The sequence below is a fragment of the Lacrimispora sp. genome (assembly GCF_047605665.1).
Taxonomy (GTDB): Bacteria; Bacillota; Clostridia; order Lachnospirales; family Lachnospiraceae; genus Lacrimispora.
Map to the genome: position 1 here is coordinate 25460 of NZ_JASGFH010000021.1, position 22541 is coordinate 48000.

At 47.9% G+C, this 22541-nt stretch carries 19 protein-coding genes; all 19 read right to left on the reverse strand.

Going from position 1 to position 22541, the window contains the following annotated elements:
- Position 1: 1 nt before the first annotated feature.
- The 19 genes from miaA to QM657_RS16090 all read right to left on the reverse strand — a co-directional run bounded on the left by miaA (position 2) and on the right by QM657_RS16090 (position 22532).
- On the reverse strand, positions 2-955 hold the full coding sequence (miaA, locus tag QM657_RS16000; protein ID WP_415067700.1) for a tRNA (adenosine(37)-N6)-dimethylallyltransferase MiaA: 954 nt from the start codon (positions 953-955) through the stop codon (positions 2-4).
- Entirely contained in the window at positions 952-2874 is a 1923-nt protein-coding gene (gene mutL / locus QM657_RS16005; RefSeq protein WP_415067701.1) for a DNA mismatch repair endonuclease MutL, read from the reverse strand. Before mutL ends, miaA begins: the two co-directional genes overlap by 4 nt.
- A 26-nt stretch (positions 2875-2900) precedes the next feature.
- Positions 2901-5555 (reverse strand): DNA mismatch repair protein MutS, encoded by a 2655-nt coding sequence (gene mutS, locus QM657_RS16010; RefSeq protein WP_415067702.1) that lies wholly within the window; start codon positions 5553-5555, stop codon positions 2901-2903.
- 44 nt (positions 5556-5599) lie between these two features.
- Entirely contained in the window at positions 5600-7042 is a 1443-nt protein-coding gene (gene miaB / locus QM657_RS16015; RefSeq protein ID WP_415067703.1) for a tRNA (N6-isopentenyl adenosine(37)-C2)-methylthiotransferase MiaB, read from the reverse strand.
- Positions 7043-7158: 116 nt separating this feature from the next.
- The gene (gene abc-f, locus QM657_RS16020) at positions 7159-8670 is read right to left on the reverse strand and encodes a ribosomal protection-like ABC-F family protein (protein ID WP_415067704.1); all 1512 of its coding nucleotides are present in this window, start codon (positions 8668-8670) and stop codon (positions 7159-7161) included.
- 326 nt (positions 8671-8996) lie between these two features.
- Positions 8997-9803 (reverse strand): flagellar motor protein MotB, encoded by an 807-nt coding sequence (locus tag QM657_RS16025; RefSeq protein ID WP_415067705.1) that lies wholly within the window; start codon positions 9801-9803, stop codon positions 8997-8999.
- 11 nt (positions 9804-9814) lie between these two features.
- A complete protein-coding gene (locus tag QM657_RS16030; RefSeq protein WP_415067706.1) occupies positions 9815-10600 on the reverse strand; it encodes a MotA/TolQ/ExbB proton channel family protein in 786 nt (261 codons plus the stop codon).
- Between the two features lie 96 nt (positions 10601-10696).
- Positions 10697-11941, reverse strand: coding sequence for a glutamate-5-semialdehyde dehydrogenase (locus QM657_RS16035; protein ID WP_415067707.1), 1245 nt, complete (start codon positions 11939-11941; stop codon positions 10697-10699).
- A 33-nt stretch (positions 11942-11974) separates the two neighbouring features.
- Complete coding sequence (locus tag QM657_RS16040) at positions 11975-12517, reverse strand: 5-formyltetrahydrofolate cyclo-ligase (protein ID WP_415067708.1); 543 nt, start codon at positions 12515-12517, stop codon at positions 11975-11977.
- Positions 12495-12716, reverse strand: a complete 222-nt coding sequence (locus QM657_RS16045; RefSeq protein WP_415067709.1) for a DUF896 domain-containing protein — start codon at positions 12714-12716, stop codon at positions 12495-12497. The genes QM657_RS16040 and QM657_RS16045 overlap by 23 nt, the downstream gene beginning before the upstream one ends.
- Before the next feature lie 9 nt (positions 12717-12725).
- Positions 12726-13589, reverse strand: a complete 864-nt coding sequence (gene proB / locus QM657_RS16050; RefSeq protein ID WP_415067752.1) for a glutamate 5-kinase — start codon at positions 13587-13589, stop codon at positions 12726-12728.
- A 70-nt stretch (positions 13590-13659) separates the two neighbouring features.
- The gene (locus QM657_RS16055; protein ID WP_415067710.1) at positions 13660-15255 is read right to left on the reverse strand and encodes an NAD(P)/FAD-dependent oxidoreductase; all 1596 of its coding nucleotides are present in this window, start codon (positions 15253-15255) and stop codon (positions 13660-13662) included.
- Positions 15252-16472, reverse strand: coding sequence for an NAD(P)/FAD-dependent oxidoreductase (locus QM657_RS16060; protein WP_415067711.1), 1221 nt, complete (start codon positions 16470-16472; stop codon positions 15252-15254). The genes QM657_RS16055 and QM657_RS16060 overlap by 4 nt, the downstream gene beginning before the upstream one ends.
- A 71-nt stretch (positions 16473-16543) precedes the next feature.
- A complete protein-coding gene (locus tag QM657_RS16065; RefSeq protein ID WP_158376331.1) occupies positions 16544-16930 on the reverse strand; it encodes a hypothetical protein in 387 nt (128 codons plus the stop codon).
- Positions 16931-16984: 54 nt separating this feature from the next.
- Entirely contained in the window at positions 16985-18661 is a 1677-nt protein-coding gene (locus QM657_RS16070; RefSeq protein ID WP_415067712.1) for a putative polysaccharide biosynthesis protein, read from the reverse strand.
- Positions 18648-19802, reverse strand: a complete 1155-nt coding sequence (locus QM657_RS16075; RefSeq protein ID WP_415067713.1) for a DUF3048 domain-containing protein — start codon at positions 19800-19802, stop codon at positions 18648-18650. Before QM657_RS16075 ends, QM657_RS16070 begins: the two co-directional genes overlap by 14 nt.
- Entirely contained in the window at positions 19799-20296 is a 498-nt protein-coding gene (gene ybeY / locus QM657_RS16080; RefSeq protein WP_415067714.1) for an rRNA maturation RNase YbeY, read from the reverse strand. The genes QM657_RS16075 and ybeY overlap by 4 nt, the downstream gene beginning before the upstream one ends.
- Complete coding sequence (locus tag QM657_RS16085) at positions 20286-21302, reverse strand: PhoH family protein (protein WP_415067715.1); 1017 nt, start codon at positions 21300-21302, stop codon at positions 20286-20288. Before QM657_RS16085 ends, ybeY begins: the two co-directional genes overlap by 11 nt.
- Positions 21303-22532, reverse strand: a complete 1230-nt coding sequence (locus QM657_RS16090) for a sporulation protein YqfD (protein WP_415067716.1) — start codon at positions 22530-22532, stop codon at positions 21303-21305.
- Between the last annotated feature and the right edge of the window lie 9 nt (positions 22533-22541).

The window sequence follows — 22541 nt, forward strand, 5'->3', positions numbered from 1 at the left end:
TCTATTTTTTCTCCAATCCGTACATCTCATTTATGTCCTGTAACATCTTTTCCAAAACCTTTTCCCGGTTATTGTTAAAGTCAGGAAGGTTTAACCATCTCACATCCCGTTCCCGCTTAAACCAGGTGAGCTGGCGCTTGGCAAAATGTCTGGTATCCCGTTTCAGGATATAGACCGCCTCTTCAAGGGTAATATTTCCCTGTAAATAATCCAGAATTTCCTTATAACCCAGACCCTGCATGGAAACCATGTCCCTGGTGCAGCCCATGGCCTTTAACTGTTCCACCTCTTTGACAAGGCCCTGCTGAACCATTAAATCCACCCGGCAATCAATCCGTTCATAGAGAATATCCCGGTCTGTATTCACCACATAATAGAGGAAGTCGTAAGGGGACTTTTTCTGCCTCTCCCGCTTATTGTGTTCTGAAATAGGCTCACCCGTCTGCCTGTAATATTCAATGGCCCGGATCACCCGCTTCTGGTTGTTAGCATGAATCTCCTCTGCTGATTCCGGATCAATGTCTTTTAACAGATTGTGGAGAAATTCTGCTCCTTTTTCCCTTCCTAAGGCCTCCAATTCTTCCCGGATGGAGGTGTCCCCTCCGTTTTCCGTGAAATCAATATCATAGAGAAGGGCCTGGATATAAAAACCAGTCCCTCCTGCCACAATGGGAATATGACCTCTGGAATAAATCTCTTCCACTGCCTTTTTTGCGAGATGCTGAAAGGTCGTCACATTGAATTCCTCATCGGGATTTAACACGTCAATTAAATGGTGGGGAATCCCCTCCATCTCTTCCTCTGTAATCTTTGCGGAGCCGATATCCATATGGCGGTAAACCTGCATGGAATCAGCGCTTATGATTTCTCCTCCCACCGCTTTTGCAAGGCGGACTGACAGGGCTGTTTTCCCCACGGCCGTCGGTCCGGTTAAAATAATAAGTGGTTTCATCATACAATCCTCTTGAATTTTTTCTCCAGTTCATACTTGCTCATGGAGATGATGGTGGGCCTTCCATGAGGGCAGGCATAAGGGTTTTCCAGGCTTAATAACTGGTCAATCAGCTCATTTGCCTCTGCGGCAGACAACTTGTGTCCTCCCTTTACCGCAGCCTTACAGGACATGGAAGCGACCTTTTCGTAAATCACATCGGGATTGTGGGAAAAACCTTCTTCCGACAGTCCGTCGATCATTTCAATCAGAAGCTCCTTTTTTGCAATGGAAAACAGATTGGCCGGAACGCCTCTGACCGCGTACTCTCTTCCGCCGAAAGGCTCTATCTCAAATCCGATGTCAGTAAAATACTTTAAATGCTGGGTTAAAAGCACCTCTTCGTTGCGGTTTAAAGTCAGAATAATAGGAGGGCTCACCAACTGGGAAGAATACTCCCTGCTTTTCAGTGTTGCCATGGTTTTCTCATATAAAACCTTTTCATGGGCAGCATGCTGGTCAATAATATAGAGCTGTCCGTTAAATTCCACCAGCCAGTAGGTATCAAAAAGCTGTCCGATCAGCTTGTGCATGGACCGGGCTTTTGGCTCCAGCAGCTTTCCGTCAAATAAGTCCATCTGCTCCGGTTTTTCTTCCTTCACTGCCGGAGAAGGCTCTCCTCTATCAGCGGCTGGATTTATGACTGGTTCAGAGCTTGGTTCCGGTTTCAGCCAGTTTTCCAGAAGGTCATTCCCCTCCCTGACAAAAGACGGCTTGGGCGGAACCAGACGTTTTGGAAAGAGGGAACCTCCCTCCTGCTTCTCCTCCGTGGCCGCCTGCTGCATGGCCATGATCCGCCGCTTCTCAAAGGGTTCCGGCGCAGGCTCGTGTTTCCTTGCTGCAAATACCGGTTTTTCTTCCTCCCTTTTGATCAGCTCCACCTCCGGTATCAGTTCCTTATGGGCCAAAGCCCCGGAAACAGCCTGATATACCGTCTGGTAAATCAATTCCCCATCCCTGAAACGCAGCTCCATCTTGGTAGGATGGACATTCACATCCAAAAGCTCCGGTTCAATGGAAAAGTGAAGCATGGTAAAGGGATATTTATGCTGCATCATAAAGGGCTTATAAGCTTCCTCAATCGCCCTGGAAATAACACTGCTTTTAATATACCGTCCGTTGATAAAGTAATTCTCATAATTCCGGTTTCCTCTGGCAATGACCGGCTTTCCGATATAGCCTTCAATGGAAACCTCTTTCTTTTTCACCGAAACCGCTAAAAGATTGGAAGCGATTTCCCTTCCAAAGACCGTGTATACAATATCCTTTAAATTATGGTTCCCAGAGGTGTGAAGCTTATTCTGGTTGTTCTGGATAAAACGGATGGATACCTCCGGATGGGACAGGGCCAGCTTTTCCACCAGATCAGCCACATGGGCCCCTTCGGTGGCAGGAGTCTTTAAAAACTTCTTTCTGGCCGGAGTATTGTAAAATAAGTTTCTGGCAATAAATGTGGTTCCCTCCGGCGCTCCGATCTCTTCTAAGGACCGCTCTTCTCCCCCGTCAATCTGGTATCTGGTTCCGGTCAGACCGGTGCTGGTCTTGGTGATCAGCTCCACCTGGGAAACTGCCGCAATGCTGGCAAGAGCTTCCCCGCGAAAACCCAGGGAAGCCACGGTAAACAAATCCTCTACGGTTTTGATCTTGCTTGTGGAATGGCGCAGGAAAGCCAGGGGAACCTCTTCCTTTGGAATCCCCCAGCCATTGTCGGTCACCCGGATAAAGGTGGTCCCCCCATCCTTGATTTCCACAGTAACTGCCGTGGCCTTCGCATCAATGGCATTTTCCAAAAGCTCCTTTACCACTGAGGCAGGCCGCTCCACCACTTCTCCTGCGGCTATTTTATTGATCGTATTTTGATCCAGTACGGTTATATTCGGCATGGTATCAGCTCCTTTTTAAACACACCCTACTGCCAGCGGTTTTTCAGCTTTGTCTGTAAGCGGTATAAGGTGTTGAGGGCATCAATGGGAGTCATATTTCCAAGTTCCAACTCGCCCAGTTCCCTGATGATGTCATCATCCTTTGCCGTATCAAAAAGAGTCATCTGCTGCAAATCCACTTCGTCAGGCTTTGGAACAGCCTTTCTGCGGGGAACGTTTCCATTTCCTTCTGCAATTTCTCTGGCTCTGGTGGCAATATCCGCATCGCTCAGCTCCTCTAAAAGTTCTCTGGCCCTGACAATGACCGTATCCGGCACTCCTGCCAGCTTGGCCACCTGGATGCCATAGCTCTTGTCCGCTCCGCCTTTGATGATTTTTCTTAAAAATACAATATCTTCGCCCTGTTCTTTCACTGCGATGCAGTAATTGTTGACGCCGCTCATGGTGCCTTCCAGCTCGGTCAGCTCATGGTAGTGAGTCGCAAACAGGGTCTTTGCTCCTAAAAGCTTTAAATTGCTGATGTGCTCGACTACGGCCCATGCAATGCTGAGCCCGTCAAAGGTGCTGGTGCCCCGTCCGATTTCATCTAAGACAATCAGACTGTTTTTGGTGGCATTGCGAAGGATGTTGGCAACCTCCGTCATTTCCACCATAAAGGTACTCTGACCGGATGCCAGATCGTCAGAAGCGCCTACACGGGTGAAAATACGGTCACAGATGCCGATATTGGCCTCCTGAGCAGGCACAAAGCTTCCGATCTGGGCCATTAGGACAATGAGGGCCGTCTGGCGCATATAGGTAGACTTTCCTGCCATGTTAGGGCCTGTAATGATGGAAAGCCGGTTTTTTCCGTTATCTAAGTAGGTATCATTGGAAACGAAGAGGTCATCCCGCATCATCTTTTCCACAACCGGATGGCGTCCGTTTTTAATATCAATGATTCCCTTTTCATTGATGGCGGGTTTCACGTAATTATTTTTAGAGGCAACAGAGGAAAGGGACGTCAGGACATCGATTCCTGCAACGGCTCTGGCTGTCTTCTGGATTCTCAAAACCTCTCCTGCAACCGAATCCCTCACCTGGCCGAACAGTTCGTATTCCAGGGCAAACAGCTTGTCCTCAGCTCCCACGATGACCTCTTCCAGTTCTTTCAGTTCATCGGTGGTATAACGCTCTGCATTGGCAAGGGTCTGCTTACGGATAAAGTAATCCGGCACAAGGTCTTTAGAGGAATTGGTCACTTCAAAATAGTAACCAAAGACCTTGTTGAATTTCACCTTCAGGTTTTTGATTCCCGTCTTTTCCTTTTCCTTTAACTCCAGTTCTGCCAGCCAGGTCTTTCCCTCTGTCTTGGCTCCCCGCAGCTTATCCGCTTCCTCATGAAAGCCTTCCCGGATGATTCCGCCTTCCCGGACCGTAATAGGCGGGTCTTCGATAATAGCCCGGTCTATCAGCTCCTTGACATCCTCCAGGGCATCCAGTTCTTCCCACAATTCTTTCAGTAAATCACTGGTAAACTCCTTTAAAATGTCTTTGATGTAGGGCAGCATTTCCAGAGAGTTCTTAAATGCGATCAAATCCCTTGGATTGGCAGTTTTATAGCTGATCCGGCCAATGAGCCGTTCCAGGTCGTAAATGGGATTTAAATACTCACAGATCTCTTCCCTGGATATGTAATTCATGTTCAGCTCTTCAATGGCATTCTGGCGTTTTATGATTTCAGACTTATGTATTAATGGCTGTTCGATATACGTGCGAAGCATTCTGGCTCCCATGGCCGTTTTCGTCCGGTCCAGGACCCAGAGAAGGCTTCCCCTCTTCTGCTTTTCCCTTAAGGTTTCCAGAAGCTCTAAATTCCTTCTGGTAGAGGTGTCAATGATCATGAATTGCCCGGTGGAATAAGGGGTGATGGCGGTGATATGGGATAAGCTGTTTTTCTGGGTTTCATACATATACTCCATAACAGCGCCGGCAGCGATCACTCCCGTGTCGTAATCCTCCAGACCCAGCCCGGCCAGAGTGCCCACCTTATAATGTTCTTTCAGAATTTTCCGGCAAGCTTCATCGGAAAAGAAATGATGATCCAGAGATGAAATAACCGCATGATAGCGGTTTTTGATTTCCTCTATATCCACTCCTGAAACGTAAAAGGCTTCGTTGCAGATGATTTCAGAAGGGGTGAATTTATTGATCTCATCAACCAGCTCCCGCTCGGATTCCACCTCAGTCACCAGAAAATCCCCGGTGCTGATGTCGGCAACTGCGATTCCAAAGGTTTCTCCGATGTAGACGATACCCATGAGATAATTGTTTTTTGTTTCATCAAGGGCCTGGGCGCTGGTGATGGTTCCGGGAGTCACCACCCGGATGACCTCACGCCTCACCAGGCCCTTTGCCTGCTTAGGGTCTTCCATCTGCTCTGCAATGGCGACCTTATAGCCCTTTTGCACCAGGCGGTTTAAATATGCGTCAACGGCATGGTAAGGAACGCCGCACATAGGCGCACGTTCCTCCAGTCCGCACTCTTTTCCTGTCAGTGTGATTTCCAGTTCTCTGGATACGGTAATCGCATCTTCAAAGAACATTTCATAAAAGTCACCCAGCCTGTAAAACAGAACACAGTCCGGGTACTCTTTTTTTGTTTCCAGATAATGGGTCATCATTGGTGATAATCCGGCCATGGTTTGTACTTCCTCTTTTCTTATGCTTGCGTTTCCACGGTTTCTTAAGCCAGGGTTCCCATATAATAAAAGCCTTTGGACTCATCCAGATGTACATCCACGATTGTTCCAATCAAAGAAGGGTCTCCTTTAAAATGCACAGTCGTATTGTTGCTCATGCGTCCGGTTAAAAGGCCCTTTTCATGGTCATTGACTTCCTCTGCCAGAACCTTCTGCACCGTATGCTCATCCCGTCCGCAGACCTCAGCCGATATTTTCTGGACTTCAGAAAGCAGGCGGTCAAAGCGGTCCTTTACCACCTCAGCCGGAATCTCTTCCATGTCCGCCGCCGGAGTTCCGGTACGTTTGGAATAAATGAAGGTAAATGCGCTGTCAAACCGCACTTTTCTCACCACGTCAAGGGTTTCCTGGAAGTCTTCCTCTGTCTCCCCCGGAAAGCCTACAATAATATCCGTAGTCAGGGAAATATCCGGCATGGCTGCCTTGATCTTTTCCACAAGCTCCAGATACCGTTCCTTGGTATATTTCCGGTTCATGATTTTTAAAACCCGGCTGCTGCCGGACTGGAGGGGCAGGTGAAGATGGCTGCACACCTTTTTGGAATTTTTCATGACTTCGATCAGTTCATCTGACAAATCCTTTGGATGAGAGGTCATAAAGCGAATCCGCTCTAAGCCTTCCACATCATCGATTTGCGTCAGAAGCTCTGCAAAGCTGACCGGCGTTTCAAGGGATTTTCCGTAAGAGTTGACGTTTTGTCCCAGCAGCATGATTTCCACAACGCCATCCGCTGCAAGCTGCCTTACCTCTTCCACGATGTCTTTCGGGCTTCTGCTTCTCTCCCTGCCCCGCACATAAGGCACAATACAGTAGCTGCAGAAGTTGTTGCAGCCAAACATAATATTGACGCCGGATTTGAAGGCGTATTTCCGTTCCGTCGGGAGGTCTTCCACAATGCGGTCCGTGCCTTCCCAGATGTCTACAACCATCTTTTTCGCTTCCAGGCGTTCATGAATCAGCTCTGCCAGCTTGAAAATATTGTGAGTGCCGAAAATAATATCCACAAAGCGGTAGCTTTTCCTGATCTTGGCAACCACCTTTTCTTCCTGCATCATGCAGCCGCATAAAGCGATCATCATATGGGGATTTTTCTTTTTTAAACTGTTTAAAAAGCCCAGACGGCCATAAACCCTGTCATTGGCATTTTCCCTGACCGTACAGGTGTTATACAGAACGAAGTCCGCTTCCTCGGTATCGGTTTCTACAAAGCCGATTGCCTCTAAAATGCCCTGGAGCTTTTCCGAATCTCTGGAATTCATCTGGCAGCCGAATGTGGCGATATGAAAGGTAAATGTTTCTTTTCCTGAGGATTCCTTTAATTTTTCCAGCATATCCTGGCAGCGTTCTATAAAAAAATACTGTCTTGCCGGTTCTTCGCTCGGCGCATGGCTGAGGGCTTCTTCATAAGTCATATTTATATCATTCATTTGCATAACCTCTTAAATTTTTATTATAGCATATATCCGCAGTGAACAGTATATCATAAATCCCTTTTATTGCAAATACCAAAAAACCTCCCCTTTATTTTTAACCGCGGACTTTTCTACACCCAATCCCTATGAATCTGCACCGTCTTATCCGCCACATTTCCGGTAAACGCTTCATCATGCTCCACAAACACCATGGAAGGCTGGAACTTGAGAATCAGGTCTTCAATCTGGATTCTGGAATAAACATCGATGAAGTTAAGCGGTTCATCCCAGATGTAGACATGGGCTTTCTGGCAAAGGCTGCGGGCAATGAGAACCTTTTTCTTCTGCCCCTCGCTATAGGATTCCATGGGCTTTTCAAACTGCTCCCTGGAAAAGTCCAGCTTGCGCAGGAGCGCCTTAAAAAGAAAGTCCTCCACCCCGCTTTCTCTGGCATATGACGTTAAACTGCCCTTTAAAAAGGAAGTATCCTGGGACACATAGGAGATTTTAAGCCCGGAAGCAAGCTCCACCGTTCCCTCATAGGAAAGGCCCTCTGCTTCCTTATCTCCAAGAATCAGCTTTACAATGCTGGATTTTCCGCAGCCGTTTTTCCCCTGGAGGGAAATGCGCTGCCCCTGCTCTAAGACAAAACTGACAGGCTCGCAGACCGGGCCGTCATAATAAGGAACTGCGTCCTTTAAGGAAATAAGCCTTTGGGAATGATGCTTTAACGGATAAAGCTTTAAGTTTTCCGCTTCCTCCACATTGGTGAGCAGCCCTTTTTTCTCATCAATGGCACGGCCCTGTCTCCTCTCCAGATTCTTTCTTCTCATCTGCATCCGCCTGGATTTTTCACCGACATAGGCCCGTGTGTCAATGGATTTTTCCTGGCCTAAGGATTTCTTCCCGATTTTCGTGGATTCCACCTGATCCGCCCATTGGCCGGACTGTCTGGCAGCTTCCTCCAGATGGCGGATATCCTTTTTCAGCCTATCATTTTCAGACATCTCATATTGGTCCTGCCTCTGCTTATTCTCATACCAGGAAGTAAAATTCCCTTTCTGCACCTCTATATCCCGTTTGTTTATGGATAAAATATGGTCCACTGAATCGTCTAAAAACTTCCTGTCATGGGATACCAGAATAAAGCCCTTTTTACCGCTTAAATATTGGCTCACCAGCCTTCTTCCTTCCCGGTCCAGATGGTTGGTGGGCTCATCGATCAAAAGAAAGTGACCTTCCCGCAGGAAAAGTGCGGCTAAAAGGACCTTGGTCCTCTCCCCGTTTGACAGCGTGTAAAAGGGGCGGTACAGCACATCCTCTGAAACCTGCAGCTTATTCAACTCTCTTTTTAATTCCCAGTACTCATAATCTCCAGGCAGGGAATCTAAAATCTCCTGGGTATCCCTTTCCTGGTCCGGCACCGGAAAAGGAAAATAATCAAATATAACGCTGGAAGAAATGGTGCCCGAATATTCAAACCGTTTCATCAAAAGGCTTAAAAAGGTGGTCTTCCCCCTTCCGTTTCTTCCCGTAAACCCCAGCTTCCAGTCCGTATCAATCTGAAACGAAACGTGGTCAAACACCGGATCATAACTTCCTTCATAGGTAAATGATAAATCTGTAACCTGTATCAATGACATAGACATTCCTCCATTCAGGCAGAAAAGCTTTCTTTCTGCACACAAAAACGGCTGCAAGAATGTTTTCTCACAGCCGCATTGCATTGAAAACTCCCCCTTAAGGCAGTCCAAATGTCTTTCCATGTCCATTGATGGCACGAAAAAAAGGGTGTGGGAATGAAATAATATTCTTGCAAAACAGGCACAACAAAAAGAGGAGAAGACTCCTTTTTCATTATGCAGTTACTTAAGCAAGAATCATTACTTCATCCTTTCACCCCTTTCCTTAATATGCTGGTAGTCTATCATAAAACCGGGCCATTGTCAAACCGCAGTCTGCTTTCCCATCACTTTACAAGCTGTTCTTCCAGCTTGTCATACTTTGTGCTGAGGACGATGACATCAATCCTCCGGTTCTGGGCCCTGCCTTTGTCTGTATCATTATCTGCAATGGGCTTGAATTCTCCATAGCCGACGGCAATCAGCTTGTCCGGCGAAAAATTGCATTTGTCGATCAGAAGCTTTACAACACTGACCGCTCTTGCCGTGGAAAGTTCCCAGTTGGAAGGGTAAGTGCTTCGCCGTATGGGAACATTGTCCGTGTGTCCCTCAATACGGATATAATTGTCAACCGTGTTTAAGAGGCCCGCCACATGGAGCAGGGTGTCTTCACTCTGCGGTTTGATTTCTGCGCTTCCTGAGTCAAATAATATGGCGTTGTTCAGACGGATTACAAGGCCCCTCATATCAATGACAGTCGATACGGACTGGTCCATTCCCTGCTCGTGCAGCGATTCATCCAGATCTTCCTTTAATTTCTCCATCTTTTCAAACTCATATTCTCCCATAAAGCTTTCCAGCTCGCTTCGGTTCTCCACACTCAACGGACCGCCTGACTGGCCCCCGCTTCCGTTTCCGCCTCCACTTCCGCTTCCGACGGAAATGCCGCCTGATGAGGAACCGCCATAGTTTTCATTCATCATAACTCCAGAGAATTGCTCGGCAATTTTCTGAGCCTTTTCAGAATCGATCTTGCTGACAGCAAAGAGGACAATAAAAACCGCCAACAGCAGGGTCATCAGATCTGAATAAGGCAGAAGCCATGCTTCCCCGGCTTCTTCTTCCTGATGTGCTTGCACTTTCTTTTTTGACATACATGATCACCTTATTCCTTATTTGTCCGCTCAGATATTTTTTTCTGCATGGATGGGGGAAGAACGGCAAGCAGCTTTTCCTTGAGCATAAAGGCGGAATCACCTTTTTGTATGGAAAGCATACCTGTTACAATGATTTGCTTCACCATGACCTCCTGCTGGCTTTTTACTTTGAGTTTTTTCGCAAAAGGATTCCAAAGGACGTATCCGGTAAAAATTCCAAGGATGGTCGCAATAAAGGCTGCAGCAATGGCTTCCGCCATTCTTTCCGTATCATTGATGGAGGACATGGCGGCAATAAGGCCAAATACCGCGCCCAAAACGCCTAAGGTGGGGGCATATGTACCGGCAGAGGAAAAAATGCTGGCATTGATTTCGTGCCGTTTTTCCATTGCGGAAATCTCGCTTTCCAAAAGCTCTTCGATGATCTCCTCTCCTGCACCGTCAACGAGAAGGCGGAGGCCCTTTTTGATAAAGGGGTCCTTCATTTCTTCTGCCTTGGCCTCTAATGATAAAAGCCCGTCTATGCGGGCTTTTTTGGAGAGCTCTACCAATAGTTCTATGACTTCAATTTCTGTGTTTCCCTTTGGCTTTGTGAACAGGACTCTAAACAGGGAACCGATGCTTTTAATATTCTGACCGGGAAATGAGTTCAAAACAGTAGCAATGGTGCCAATGATGATAACAAAGATAGCAGCAGGGTTTATGAGGACTGAAAACTCAATATGCTTAAAAAACATCGCACCCACAACAGCCACAATACCCATTATAATGCCTAAAATAGTAGTTAACTCCATAAAGCCTCCTTTGTAACAGCAATGTATTTAACATTTCTGATTCTAGCACATATTGAAGCTTAGGAACGTTAAAAAAACGTTAATATTCCGGCTCTTTTATGGACGCACCTGTCCGTTTCCGTAAATGATATATTTGGTGGTAGTCAGCTCTTTTAACCCCATAGGCCCTCTGGCATGAAGCTTCTGGGTGCTGATGCCGATTTCAGCGCCAAAGCCGAATTCATACCCGTCGGTAAACCGGGTGGAGGCATTGACATAAACGGCGGCTGAGTTGATTTCATTTAAAAACTTCTGCGCATGGTCATAATCCGAGGTGATGATGGCCTCCGAATGTCCTGTGCTGTAGCGGTTGATATGGGCAATGGCTTCCTCTAAGGAATCCACAAGCTTCAAGGATAAAATATAATCCAGATATTCCTTTCCCCAGTCCTCTTCCGAAGCAGGAACCAGGCCCTCTGTCATGGCGCAGGCAGCCTCGTCAGCCCGTATTTCAACGGATTTAAGAGAAAGCCGTTCCTTTAAAAGGGGCAGAAAGGCAGGGGCAATGCGCCGGTGAATGACCAGAGCTTCACAGGCATTGCAGACTCCGATCCTCTGGGTCTTTGCATTGAATATAATATCCAGCGCCATGTTAAAATCAGCGGATTCATCCACGAAGATATGGCAGTTTCCTGTTCCCGTTTCGATGACGGGAATGTTGCTGTTATCCACCACGCTCTTAATAAGCCCTGCTCCTCCTCTTGGAATCAGAACGTCCACATACTCTCTCATGCGCATAAACTCTTTTGTAACTTCCCGGTCTGTATCGGTGATCAGTTGGATGGCATCCTCTGGCAGGCCGGAGTTTTTAAGCCCTGCCCGCAGCCATTTAACAATAGCTTTATTAGACTCTAAAGCATCACTTCCGCCCTTTAAGATCACTGCATTGCCGGACTTAAAGCAAAGGCCGAAGGCATCTGCGGTCACGTTGGGTCTGGCTTCATAGATGATGCCCACCACACCCATGGGAACCCGCTTCTGGCCTATAGTGAGGCCGTTTGGCCGGACTTTCATGGAAAGAACTTCCCCCACCGGGTCATCTAAAGCCGCTACGGATAAAAGGCCGTCTGCCATGGCCTCAATTCTTCCGGGAGTCAGCTCCAGCCGGTCCACCAGTCCGGGATTCATACCGGCTGCAACGGCTTTAATCACGTCATCCTGATTGGCTGCGAGGATTTCCGCCTCACCTTCCAAAAGGGCGGCTGCGGCAGCTTTCAGCCCTTCGTTCTTTTTTTCCGTGCCCAGAATTCCAATGAAAGCTGTCACTTCTTTTGCCTTTTTTCCAATTTCTGTAATCGTCATAATGAAATCCTCCAATCTTTTCCTTATATTTCCCTAAGGAGTGATAATCCGGTCCATCGGTACGTCATGAGGTTCTGCCGGAATCCGGTCAAACAACTGAAAGCCATATCCAATGGCAAGCCGGTAATGATCGGGCTCCTGCTTAAAAAAGCGGTCATAATAGCCGCCGCCGTATCCGATCCGGTTTCCTGACTTATCAAAGGCAAGGCCGGGAACTATCACCGGCGCTCCCTCATCCCAGATTCTCAAGCAGGAGGACTTGGGTTCCATAATTCCCATAACCCCCTCTTCCAAATCCTTTTTTCCGGAAATGGCATAAAACTCCAGGGCTTTTCCGGAAACCTTAGGAAGCGCTATGTATTTTCCCTGGTTCCAGAGGGCCTTCATCATCCTCCAGGTTCCTGCTTCCTTGCCAAAGGAGGCGTAGCAGAATACACAGAAAGCCCGCTGAATTTCGTCTGTATCTAAAATCTGGCGGCAGATGGACTCATCCCACAAGGTCTGGGTGGCTGCATCTAAGGCCTCTCTCTGCTCCTTCACCCATTTACGGATTTCATTCTTCTCCCACATCTCCATACTTCTTACCCAGGTCCGTAATGGAACCGTCTGCTTCCTGAATTGATATATTGTTTAAATTTCCCCTCAGGCTGTTGCGGATTGCAAGGATGTATTCCTGGCGCAGAGTCTGCTGCTCTGCCTTTTCCTCTTCTGTAAGCCCTACGGATTTTGACTTGTGATAAAGTGTATTGATTCTGTCTATTCTCTCTTGATTCATTATTTCTCCTTAATATTCCCTGTTAATATAATCCATTAAATCAAAATCGTGGTTCTGGTGGGCCAGGAACAAGGTTCCCTTTGCCTCTCCCGACACGATCTGCCAGATTCCGTCTATGTCCTCTCCGTTGGAAATGACCATATCAGAGCCGCTGTCTGTGGCAATTCTGGCTGCAGCCAGCTTGGCCGCCATGCCTCCGGTGCCCACATCGCTTCCGGAAGTGGATTTCCCCATTTCAAGAAGGTCCGGTGTGATCTCCCTTACCAGGCCGATGAATTCTGCATCCGGATTCTGCCTGGGATCGTCGGAATACAGCCCGTCAATATCCGATAACAGAATCAGAAGGTCTGCTCCGATGAGAGCGGCCACAATGGCGGAAAGCCTGTCATTGTCTCCGAAATTGTCCACAAAAGGGATTTCAGAGGTGGACACGGTATCGTTTTCATTGACAATGGGGATGGTTCCCAGCTTTAACAGCTCGTCAAAGGTGTTCTGGGCATTGTAGCGGGTGCTGTCATCCACCATATTATTCTTGGTCAAAAGCACCTGTGCGGCGATCTGGTTGTACTCTGCAAAGAGCTTCTGATACACCATCATGAGCCTGGCCTGGCCGACAGCGGCAAAGGCCTGCTTTTCTGCCAGAGTTCCCGGCCTGGTGTGATGCCCCAGGGCCTGGCGCCCTGCCGCAATGGCACCGGAGGATACCAGCACCACTTCTTTTCCCTGACCCTTTAAATCGCTGATCACCCGGACCAACTTCTCAATTTTCATCAGGTTTAAATCTCCTGTATAGGTATGGGTTAAGGAAGAAGACCCGATCTTAATGACGATCCTCTTCTTATCCCTCAGTTTTACTCGTTCTTCAACGTTCATGATCTTTTTCATCTGCTTTCTGATGTTCTTTTTGTCTCATATCTTACATCATTTTCGTGTATTCGTCAATTTATAATCCCTGCATCTGAAATCTGGAAGCGACAGCCTCTGCCACTTTCAATCCATCCATGGCTGCGGAAGTGATTCCTCCCGCATATCCGGCGCCCTCTCCGCAGGGGTACATTCCCTTCACGCTGCTTTCCAACGTCTCATCCCGGAAAATGCGCACCGGAGAAGAGGTACGGCTTTCAATCCCCGCCAAAACCGCGTCAGGCCTTGCAAAACCGCGAATCCGCCGTTCAAAAGCCTCTACGCCCTCTATGATGGACTCCGTCATATATGCCGGAAGAATTTCCCTTAAATCGGCAAATTCGTATAAGCCCTTAAATGCCGGCTCCACGTTGCCGAATTCCCGGCTTATTCTGCCCTTCTTAAAATCTTCGTAAAGCTGAACCGGAATCTTTCCATTCCCCTGTAAAAATGCAGCTTCCTCCAGCCTTCTCTGGTAAGCGATTCCGGAAAGAGGCCCTTCTCCTCCAAAGTCTTCCGGCGTTACGGTAACGATCAGGGCGCTGTTGGCATTTTTCCCATCCCGTTTGTGATAACTCATCCCGTTGACAGCCAGCCGCCCCTCTTCAGAAGAAGCATTGACCACATATCCGCCGGGACACATGCAGAAGGTGTAAATTCCCCTTCCGTTTGTGCAGGAGTGAGTCAGCTTGTAATCCGCCGCACCGAGAAGGGACTGGTCTGGGGTTCCGTATTGGGAAAGGTCGATGGTCTCCTGGGGATGCTGGATTCTCAGTCCCATGGCAAAGGCCTTCGCCTCCATGGGAACACCTCTCTTTTCCAAAACCTCAAAGGTATCCCTTGCGCTGTGCCCGATGGCAAGGATCAGGACATCGGTCAAAATCCTCTCTCCTTCTCCCACAACGATTTCCTTCAGCCTCCCGCCTTCTGTTATAAAATCGGTCACATGGCTTTGAAAACGGACTTCTCCTCCAAGTCTTATGATTTCTTCCCTCATATTTTTTACAATACCGCTTAACACATCGGTTCCGATATGAGGCTTATTGACGTAGAGAATAGAGGGGTCTGCCCCAAACTCCACAAACAGCTCCAGCACCTTTTTATTTCTCATAAAAGGGTCTTTTACAAGGGTGTTTAGCTTTCCGTCGGAAAAGGTTCCGGCTCCCCCTTCGCCAAACTGCACGTTGCTGTCAGGATTCAGCCTTTGACCCTCCCAGAAGCGGTCCACCCCTTCCCGGCGCCGGTCCACATCCTCTCCCCGCTCTAAAAGCAGGGGGTTATAGCCGTTTCTCGCCAGCATGACACCGCAAAAAAGCCCTGCCGGACCTGTTCCGATGATGACGGGGCGGTGAGACAGCTTTTCCTTTCCCGGCTTTGGAAAGACGTATTCTCTCTTTTCGGCAATGCTCACATTGACGTTTTTAGCTTTATGTACAACAGACTCTTCCCTTAAGGCTTCCACCTCCACGCAGTAGGTGAAATGGATTTCTTCCTTTTTTCTGGCGTCAATGGACTGTTTTATGATTTTAAGGGAGCGTATTTCGCTCACCGGAATTTTTAATGTCTTTGCTGCTTTATTCCATAAATACTCTTCCGTGTGGTCCACCGGCAGCTTTAATTGATTGATTCGGATCATATGTTCTCTCTTCCTGCATAAGTACCTGCTAAAATCCCGCTGGACCAGGCCCACTGCAGATTGTAGCCTCCGCAGATGCCGTCCACATCAAGGATTTCTCCGGCAAAGTAAAGCCGTTTTATCAGTTTCGATTCCATGGTACAAGGATCGACCTCTCTTGTATCCACTCCGCCGCTGCATACCTGAGCCTGATCAAAGGAATTGGAAGAAACGACTGCTGTTTCAAGTCCCTTTATGGCTGCGGTCAGCTTTTTGATCTGGGCGGGTTTGATTTCCCCGGTTTTGGACATTTTGGCGATTCCGGTTTCATTTAATAAAATCCGGGCCAGCTTCTGATTTAAGACTCCGTTTAAGAACTCCTCAGCCGGACGGTAAGCAAAGCGCTTTACCCGGTCTGCCAAAAGCTCTTCCGCAGCCTTATAATCGAGAGAAGGCAGCAAATCCAGTTCTGCCGTCACAGTCTGCCCCTTATCAAGAGCCCTGCAAGCAAACCGGCTGACCTGAAATACAGGGATTCCCGATATTCCGTAATCGGTAAACTGGAGCTCTCCCCGGTCCTCTGCAACTGCTTTTCCGTTTATCTTTAAGGTTACAAGAGCCTCTGTTCTCACACCGGCTGCCTGTTTATACCACTTTTCCCTGCACTTGAGCTGAACGAGAGCGGGAAGGGGCTTTATGACCGTGTGACCCAAAGCAGCGGCCAGCTCATAGCCGCTTCCGTCAGAGCCTGTCTTAGACGCAGCCATGGAACCGGCAGCCAGAATGACTGCATCCCCTTTCATCTTTCCATTGGAAGTTATAAGAGTCAAATCCCTTTTAATTTCCCTGACATGGCAGTCACAGATCAAGGTAATTCCCAGGCGGTCCACCTCAAACATGAGGGCATCCGCTATGGAAGAAGCCTGCCCTGTGTTGGGATACACATATCCGTTCCGGTCTGTGAGCACAACTCCCAGGCCTTTAAAAAATTCCAGGGTCTGAGGGACAGACACTGTTTCCAGAACCATTTTTGCGAAGTCAGGATTTTCACCCCGGTAGGCGCCGAAAGGAGCGGCCAGATTGGTCAGATTGCACTTTCCATTTCCAGTGGAAAGAAGCTTTTTCCCCGGCCTGGCTGTATGTTCTAACATGGTGACGGACGCCCCTAGCCTGGCTGCCTGAATTCCTGCCGCCAGACCGGAGGCGCCCCCTCCCACAATGATTACCTTTGGTTTCATAGATTCCTCCTGTGTATTCAGACAAATCTATTGTATCCAGTTTGTCCTTTTATTTCAAGCAATACTTTTCTTTAACTCGTATAGGATTCCAGATAATTAAACACCTCAATCATGGAGGAAAACCATATGCCCTCCATCAGCTTTCCCCGTTCCTCCTCCGGAAAATCCACAATGGGCATATGGGTATAAAGACAGATGGTGGTCTTGTCCTGATAAAGAACCAGCAGATATCCGTCTTCTGCAACGAGATAAAATTTTTCCTTGCCCTTGGCATTGACCGGCTCCACCTCTTCCTGGTTAATGACGATCTGTGCTTCCGTCACTGTTTCCGTTTCTATGGTAGCTCCGGGAAGAGCCTCCTCAGGCCGTACGCTGTCCTTTGTAATGGCAAAACCGATCCCTAAGCAGACGGCCGAAGCCGCCACAAACAAAAGAAAGCAGAACATATACTTCTTCATGAGTTGATACCTCCTTCAAGTAAGTATAGTATCTGCTTTCTTTTACCATTTTAATCACAATAAATGGAATTTTACTGCTATACGGGCCAGTTTCCTGCCTCCCGGCAGGCTTAAAAGCTCTGTTTCATCCACACAGCCTAATTTTAAGAGCAGGATGCCGTAGATGACAGCCGCTGCCCCGATTGCTGCTAAAACCCCCAAAGCATTGTGCTTTAAGGTGATGTGAACCAGGAAATAAACGCCGTAAGCCAGACCTCCCATGATTCCTGCGGCCAGAGTGGGCAGGATAAAGGTCTTTTTCATTTCCTGTCTGTAATTTAAAAATTTTCTGATGGAGGCCCCATTTAAAAGGCACATGGTGAGTGCAAACAGGATGTTGGAATACACCACGCTGTAAATGCCCATCCGGAACACATAGAGCATGACCAGCAGGATGACTACGTGAAGCCCCAGGGAGATGACTGCATTCTTAAGGGGCGTCTGGATTCGGTTGATTCCCTGGAGCACCGCATTGGTGACTGTGGAAAGGGAAAAGAAGGCCACTGCTGTGGACCCGTACATCATCATCTTAATCAGGGCTCCATTGTCACTTCCGCCAAAAAGCAGATTACAGATGGGACCTGCCAGAACAGTCAGGCCGACTGTGGAAGGGATGGCGATGATCATGGAAAAACGGATGACCATGGAAACCCTGCTTGTGACCTGGCCCCGGTTTCTCTCCGCCACGGCCCTTGATAAGGCAGGGATCAGGGCTGAGGACAGGGAATTGGCAATAGCCACCGGAATATTGAACAGCAGATGGTATCTGCCGGAATAAACACCCCAGTTGGAGGCAATCGCAGAATCCGCCATGCCCATGGAAGCCATGACATTTCCGTAAATGCTGTTATCAATGACTGTGCTGATATTATAAGCCACACTGCTTAAGACAATGGGCAGGACCGTCATAACCAGGATGCTGGAAATTTCCCCGTAAGACTCCAAGTGCTTGCTTTTGTCCTTTCTCCTCTGACGCCTCATAACCGGGCGGTAGCTGAGAAAAATGAACAGCAGGAATAAGAGGGCAGCCACTGCTCCCACCCCGGTTCCTATGGTGCCGCCTGCCGCTCCAAAGGCAAAGGAATATTTCGATGAACCGTAGACCAGATTGGAATGAAACCCTGCCTGAAAGAGCCTGGAAGCAGCATAAATGCTGATCACCGCATTGACGATCTGCTCAAAAATCTGGGATATGGCCGTAGGAAGCATGGTGCCTATTCCCTGGAAATATCCCCGGAACACGCCTAAGTAAGCGATGACCCAGATGGTTGGAGCCAGCGTTTTCAGCGCATAACTGGTATAAGGCATCTTCAAAAAATGGTTTGCAAAAATATCGGCCCCAAACCAGAGCACAGCGGCCCCGATTCCTCCTGCCACAGTTCCGTAGAGCAGTGACACGCGAAGAACCCGGAAGGAATTGGTGTATTCCTTTCGGGCCAGTCTGGTGGCAATCATCTTGGAAACCGCGGTAGGCAGGCTGTAAGAGGACACGATCAGCAAAATGGAATAAATGGAAAAAGCGGAGCTGTAATAGCCATTTCCTTCATCCCCTAAAATATCCGCCAAAGGAATGCGGTAAAACATTCCGATCACCCGGACAATAATGCCCGCCGCCGCAAGGATGACTCCCTGAATGAGAAAATTTGAAGATTTCTTTTTCGTTGTACTTCTCTGTAACTTATTGTTTTCCATAAAATTCTACATTGGGAGAATCCTGTGCAGAAATGATGCAAACCCAGGTCTTTCCCTGGTTCAGGATGATCTCGTTATTCTCCATGTCGTAATAATGTGTGGGCCCGCCTTCTCCATCCCTTGTCCACTTGACAGGAATGGCCCGGCCTTCTGTCACATAGCAGCCATAGGAATCATCCACCACATTGATATTTAAATACTCTGTGGAGGCGTAATGGCCGGAAGGACAGTACTGCAGGATGATGTTTTTGACTTTGACCTGTCCCTCATCCCCCATGTGAGCCTTTCCATACTGATATCGGTAGTAAAGTCCGTCCTCCTCATGGTACTCAAACCAGGGCTTATTAATGACATAGGCCGGATAGACCTTGTAAGCATCTAAAACGCCGGGAGCGCCTTCTAAAGTGACCTCACGCCCTGTTTTGGCAAAACGGTAATGTCCCTGATAAGAGGAATCATAGGCGCCGGAATAACCCAGCTTCTCAATGGACTCATTAAGGCGGCTTCCGCTCGTATAAGCGTTATGGGGTGCCTTCCGGTCGTTGGTGCGGAAATAGGCCACAGAGCCGATACCATCCAGACCATTGATGTTGTTTAAATTGGATAAGTAAGGCTTTGCAAAGGTACTTTGCCCAAAGTGGGCATAGATGGCATCAAATTCGCGGGCAAAGTATGTATAATAGGTGCGGCAGCTTCTGACAGAACCGATCCGATTTAAATCGTCGTAGTTTTCCATGATCGCCATATAGCGGTTCATGCCGCCTTCCGCAGGCGCTTCGTAAACCACATCAGCCCGGTTGATTCCGTACTGGGGAAGGGCCTCTTTGTCGTTGCTCATCATAACGGCAACCGGCCTGCGGTTTCCTTTGGAAACGTCCACCAGTTCTCCCGTTAAATAGCTGCGGATTTTTCCATCCTTTTCCGTACGTTCTTCAAAGGTATAGTAATCACCGGGGCCCTCTTCCTCAGAGCTTTCCGCCTTTGTATCGCTGTCAATTTTGATTTCCTTTGTCTCCTGGGAAGCAGCCGTTTCCGTCGATGCCTCACTGGCAGACACTTCCTGATACTTCTTGCCGCATCCCGATAACAGCAGAGCACACATCATCAGGCCTGCAAACCAAAACCACGCTTTTTTTATCATCTTTCGTATCCTCCCCTGACCAGTATTTCTTCCTGCTTTTTCTCCATCAGAATCCGCTCTTCATCCTCCATATGGTCATAACCGAAGAGATGAAGCATGCTGTGGGCCGTGAGAAAGGCCAGTTCCCTGGTCTGGGAATGACCGTATTTCTCCGCCTGCTCCTCCACCTTGTCCACAGATATGACGATATCTCCAAGCATCAGCTCTCCTGTTTCAGGATTAAACCAGTCTCCGCCCTCTTCCTCCAGAAAATCGAAATCAGAAGGGGTTTCGTATTCCACCATGGGAAAGGAGAGGACATCGGTGGGGTTGTCTATATTGCGGAATTCCCGGTTGATCTGCTGGATTTCCCGGTTGTCCGTAATCAGTACACTGACTTCCGCTTCGTAAGGGCATTCCTCATAATCCATGGCTTCTTCCACCACTTTCGTTATAATATCTTCATAAGGAATGTCCAGCTTTTTTTCCGCCTCGTACTCAATATTAATTGTCATTGCGCGCCTTTCTGCCTGTCACGGTCTTTGTCTTTCGTTCTTCCGGCTTTTTCTTGGACTCATAAGAATCGTATGCCTGTACGATTTTCTGGACAAGAGGATGACGGACCACGTCGCTGCTGCTCAAATAGCAAAAGCCGATGTCGTCAATTCTCTTTAACACCCGCACGGCTGTATCAAGACCTGATGTAGCGCCTGCAGGCAGGTCCTTCTGGGTCTGGTCTCCGGTGACGATCACCTTTGATCCAAAGCCGATTCTGGTCAGGAACATCTTCATCTGGGCCGGTGTGGTATTCTGGGCCTCATCCAGAATGATATAGGCGTTATCTAAAGTCCGGCCCCTCATATAAGCCAGGGGAGCCACTTCGATCAGCCCCTTCTCCGAATTGTGAAGGTAGCTCTCCGCTCCCATGATCTGATAAAGGGCATCGTATAAGGGCCTCAAATACGGATCGATCTTGCTTTGTAAATCTCCCGGAAGAAAGCCCAGCTTCTCTCCCGCTTCAATGGCAGGCCGGGTCAGGATGATCCGGTTCACCTCTCCGTTTTTAAAAGCCTGGATGGCCATGGCCATAGCCAGGTAGGTCTTTCCGGTTCCTGCCGGCCCTATGCCGAAAACGATCATCTTTTTGCGGATCTGATCCACATAATGCTTCTGTCCCATGGTCTTTGGCTTTACCGGTTTTCCTGCCACAGTCCTGCATACAATATCTTTGTCAATTTCCAGAATCTGGCCTTCACTGTCGGAAAATGACAGGGAAAGGGCATAGTCCACGTTTTGCTCAGTGATGACATTTCCCCGCTTGGAAAGCTCGATCAAGTTGCTGAATACGCTTTTTGCTCTCTGGACCATCTGCTCCGGTCCTATGATCTTAAGAGCCCCATCCCGTCCGATCATGGTGACGTGAAGAGTTCTTTCAATCTTCTTTAAATAGCTGTCGAATTGTCCGCAGACATTTTTTTCGTGTTCCACCGGAATATCTATGATTGTCTCAATTACGCTCATCTATTGACTGGTCTCCTTTGGCTCCTCTGTTCTTTGTATCTCAAGCCCTTCCCGCCTGCCTATAGGCTCCTCTGCCACAAAATCTATGGCAGCCTGGCATAGAGATTCGTTATCTAGTATTCTAACATGATTTTCCAGAATTTGTACCCCTTTTTCCAATAATTTTTTTTTCAGTCTTTCATTCATCTCATCAGCGAGCTGCTTTTTTTCCTCCTCCTTGTAGGGGCGTTCATAGGAAATGTATTCTTTTCCGATTATTGTTCCAAAATAAGCTGGAAGATAAAAATTCTGAAACAAATGAAGCTGTTCTTCTTCCATGGTGATCTTCCATGTGGTTCCCTCTGCCCTTGGCTGGATGAGGAGAAGGGAATAGTCAAAAACTTTCCCATATAAGCCCCTTCTGGTTTTTCCTGTTTCCACGTCGATTTTCTGCAAAAGGGGAATCTGCTTTGTGAAATGGTATTCTGTTCTGGCAGTAATGTCCGCATCAGAGCGGATATAGTGAACATTCATGATCTCTTCGCTGTCTCCGATGATGGGAAGGACGCCGCTGACCAGCACCTGTCCCTTTACCACCTGATCCCCGATGGCCGCCTTTGGCACGCCGCTTCGCACGATCATGGAGGTGATCACCCCGTCTTTTTCCGCCACAATATTACAGGGAGTCTCATCCTTTGCAGGAATCTCAGACAGCACCTCATTTTCCTTTATCTTAACCAAAAGCCTGGTTCCTGATACCCTGGCCGATACCCAGGTGATTTCCGGAAAATTCGTCCGGAGAGCTTCCTCCAGGGCGTCACAGTCAATGTTCGACTTTCTCATTCCATAATGGATTTCTTCTGACTCAAAATACTTCAAAAGGGTGTCATAGGTATACATCCGGTTTCCTTCAAATTCAATGTCCCAGATAAAGAGGGAGAGGCAGTAAAGAAGGATAAAAAAGCCTGCAAAACCCGCACCGTACGCCTTTCTCTTCCGGTTTCGGTATAAAAAAAAAGGAAGTCCAAACTTTTTTAATATCCTAAGTCTGACCTTCGATTTACGGACCAGGGGCTTGATCTTTCGAAACCCTTTCACTGACATGAAAAAACGGTAAGAGGACCCCGTATTTACAATCTTCCACAATTCAATTTCATGAACGCTGCATATATTGAAGAAACGTTCCGGAGAAAATCCGGTCAGTTCCACAAAAAGATATCCAAATATGTAACGGTTCAGCCACATAATCATTTGCCTCAC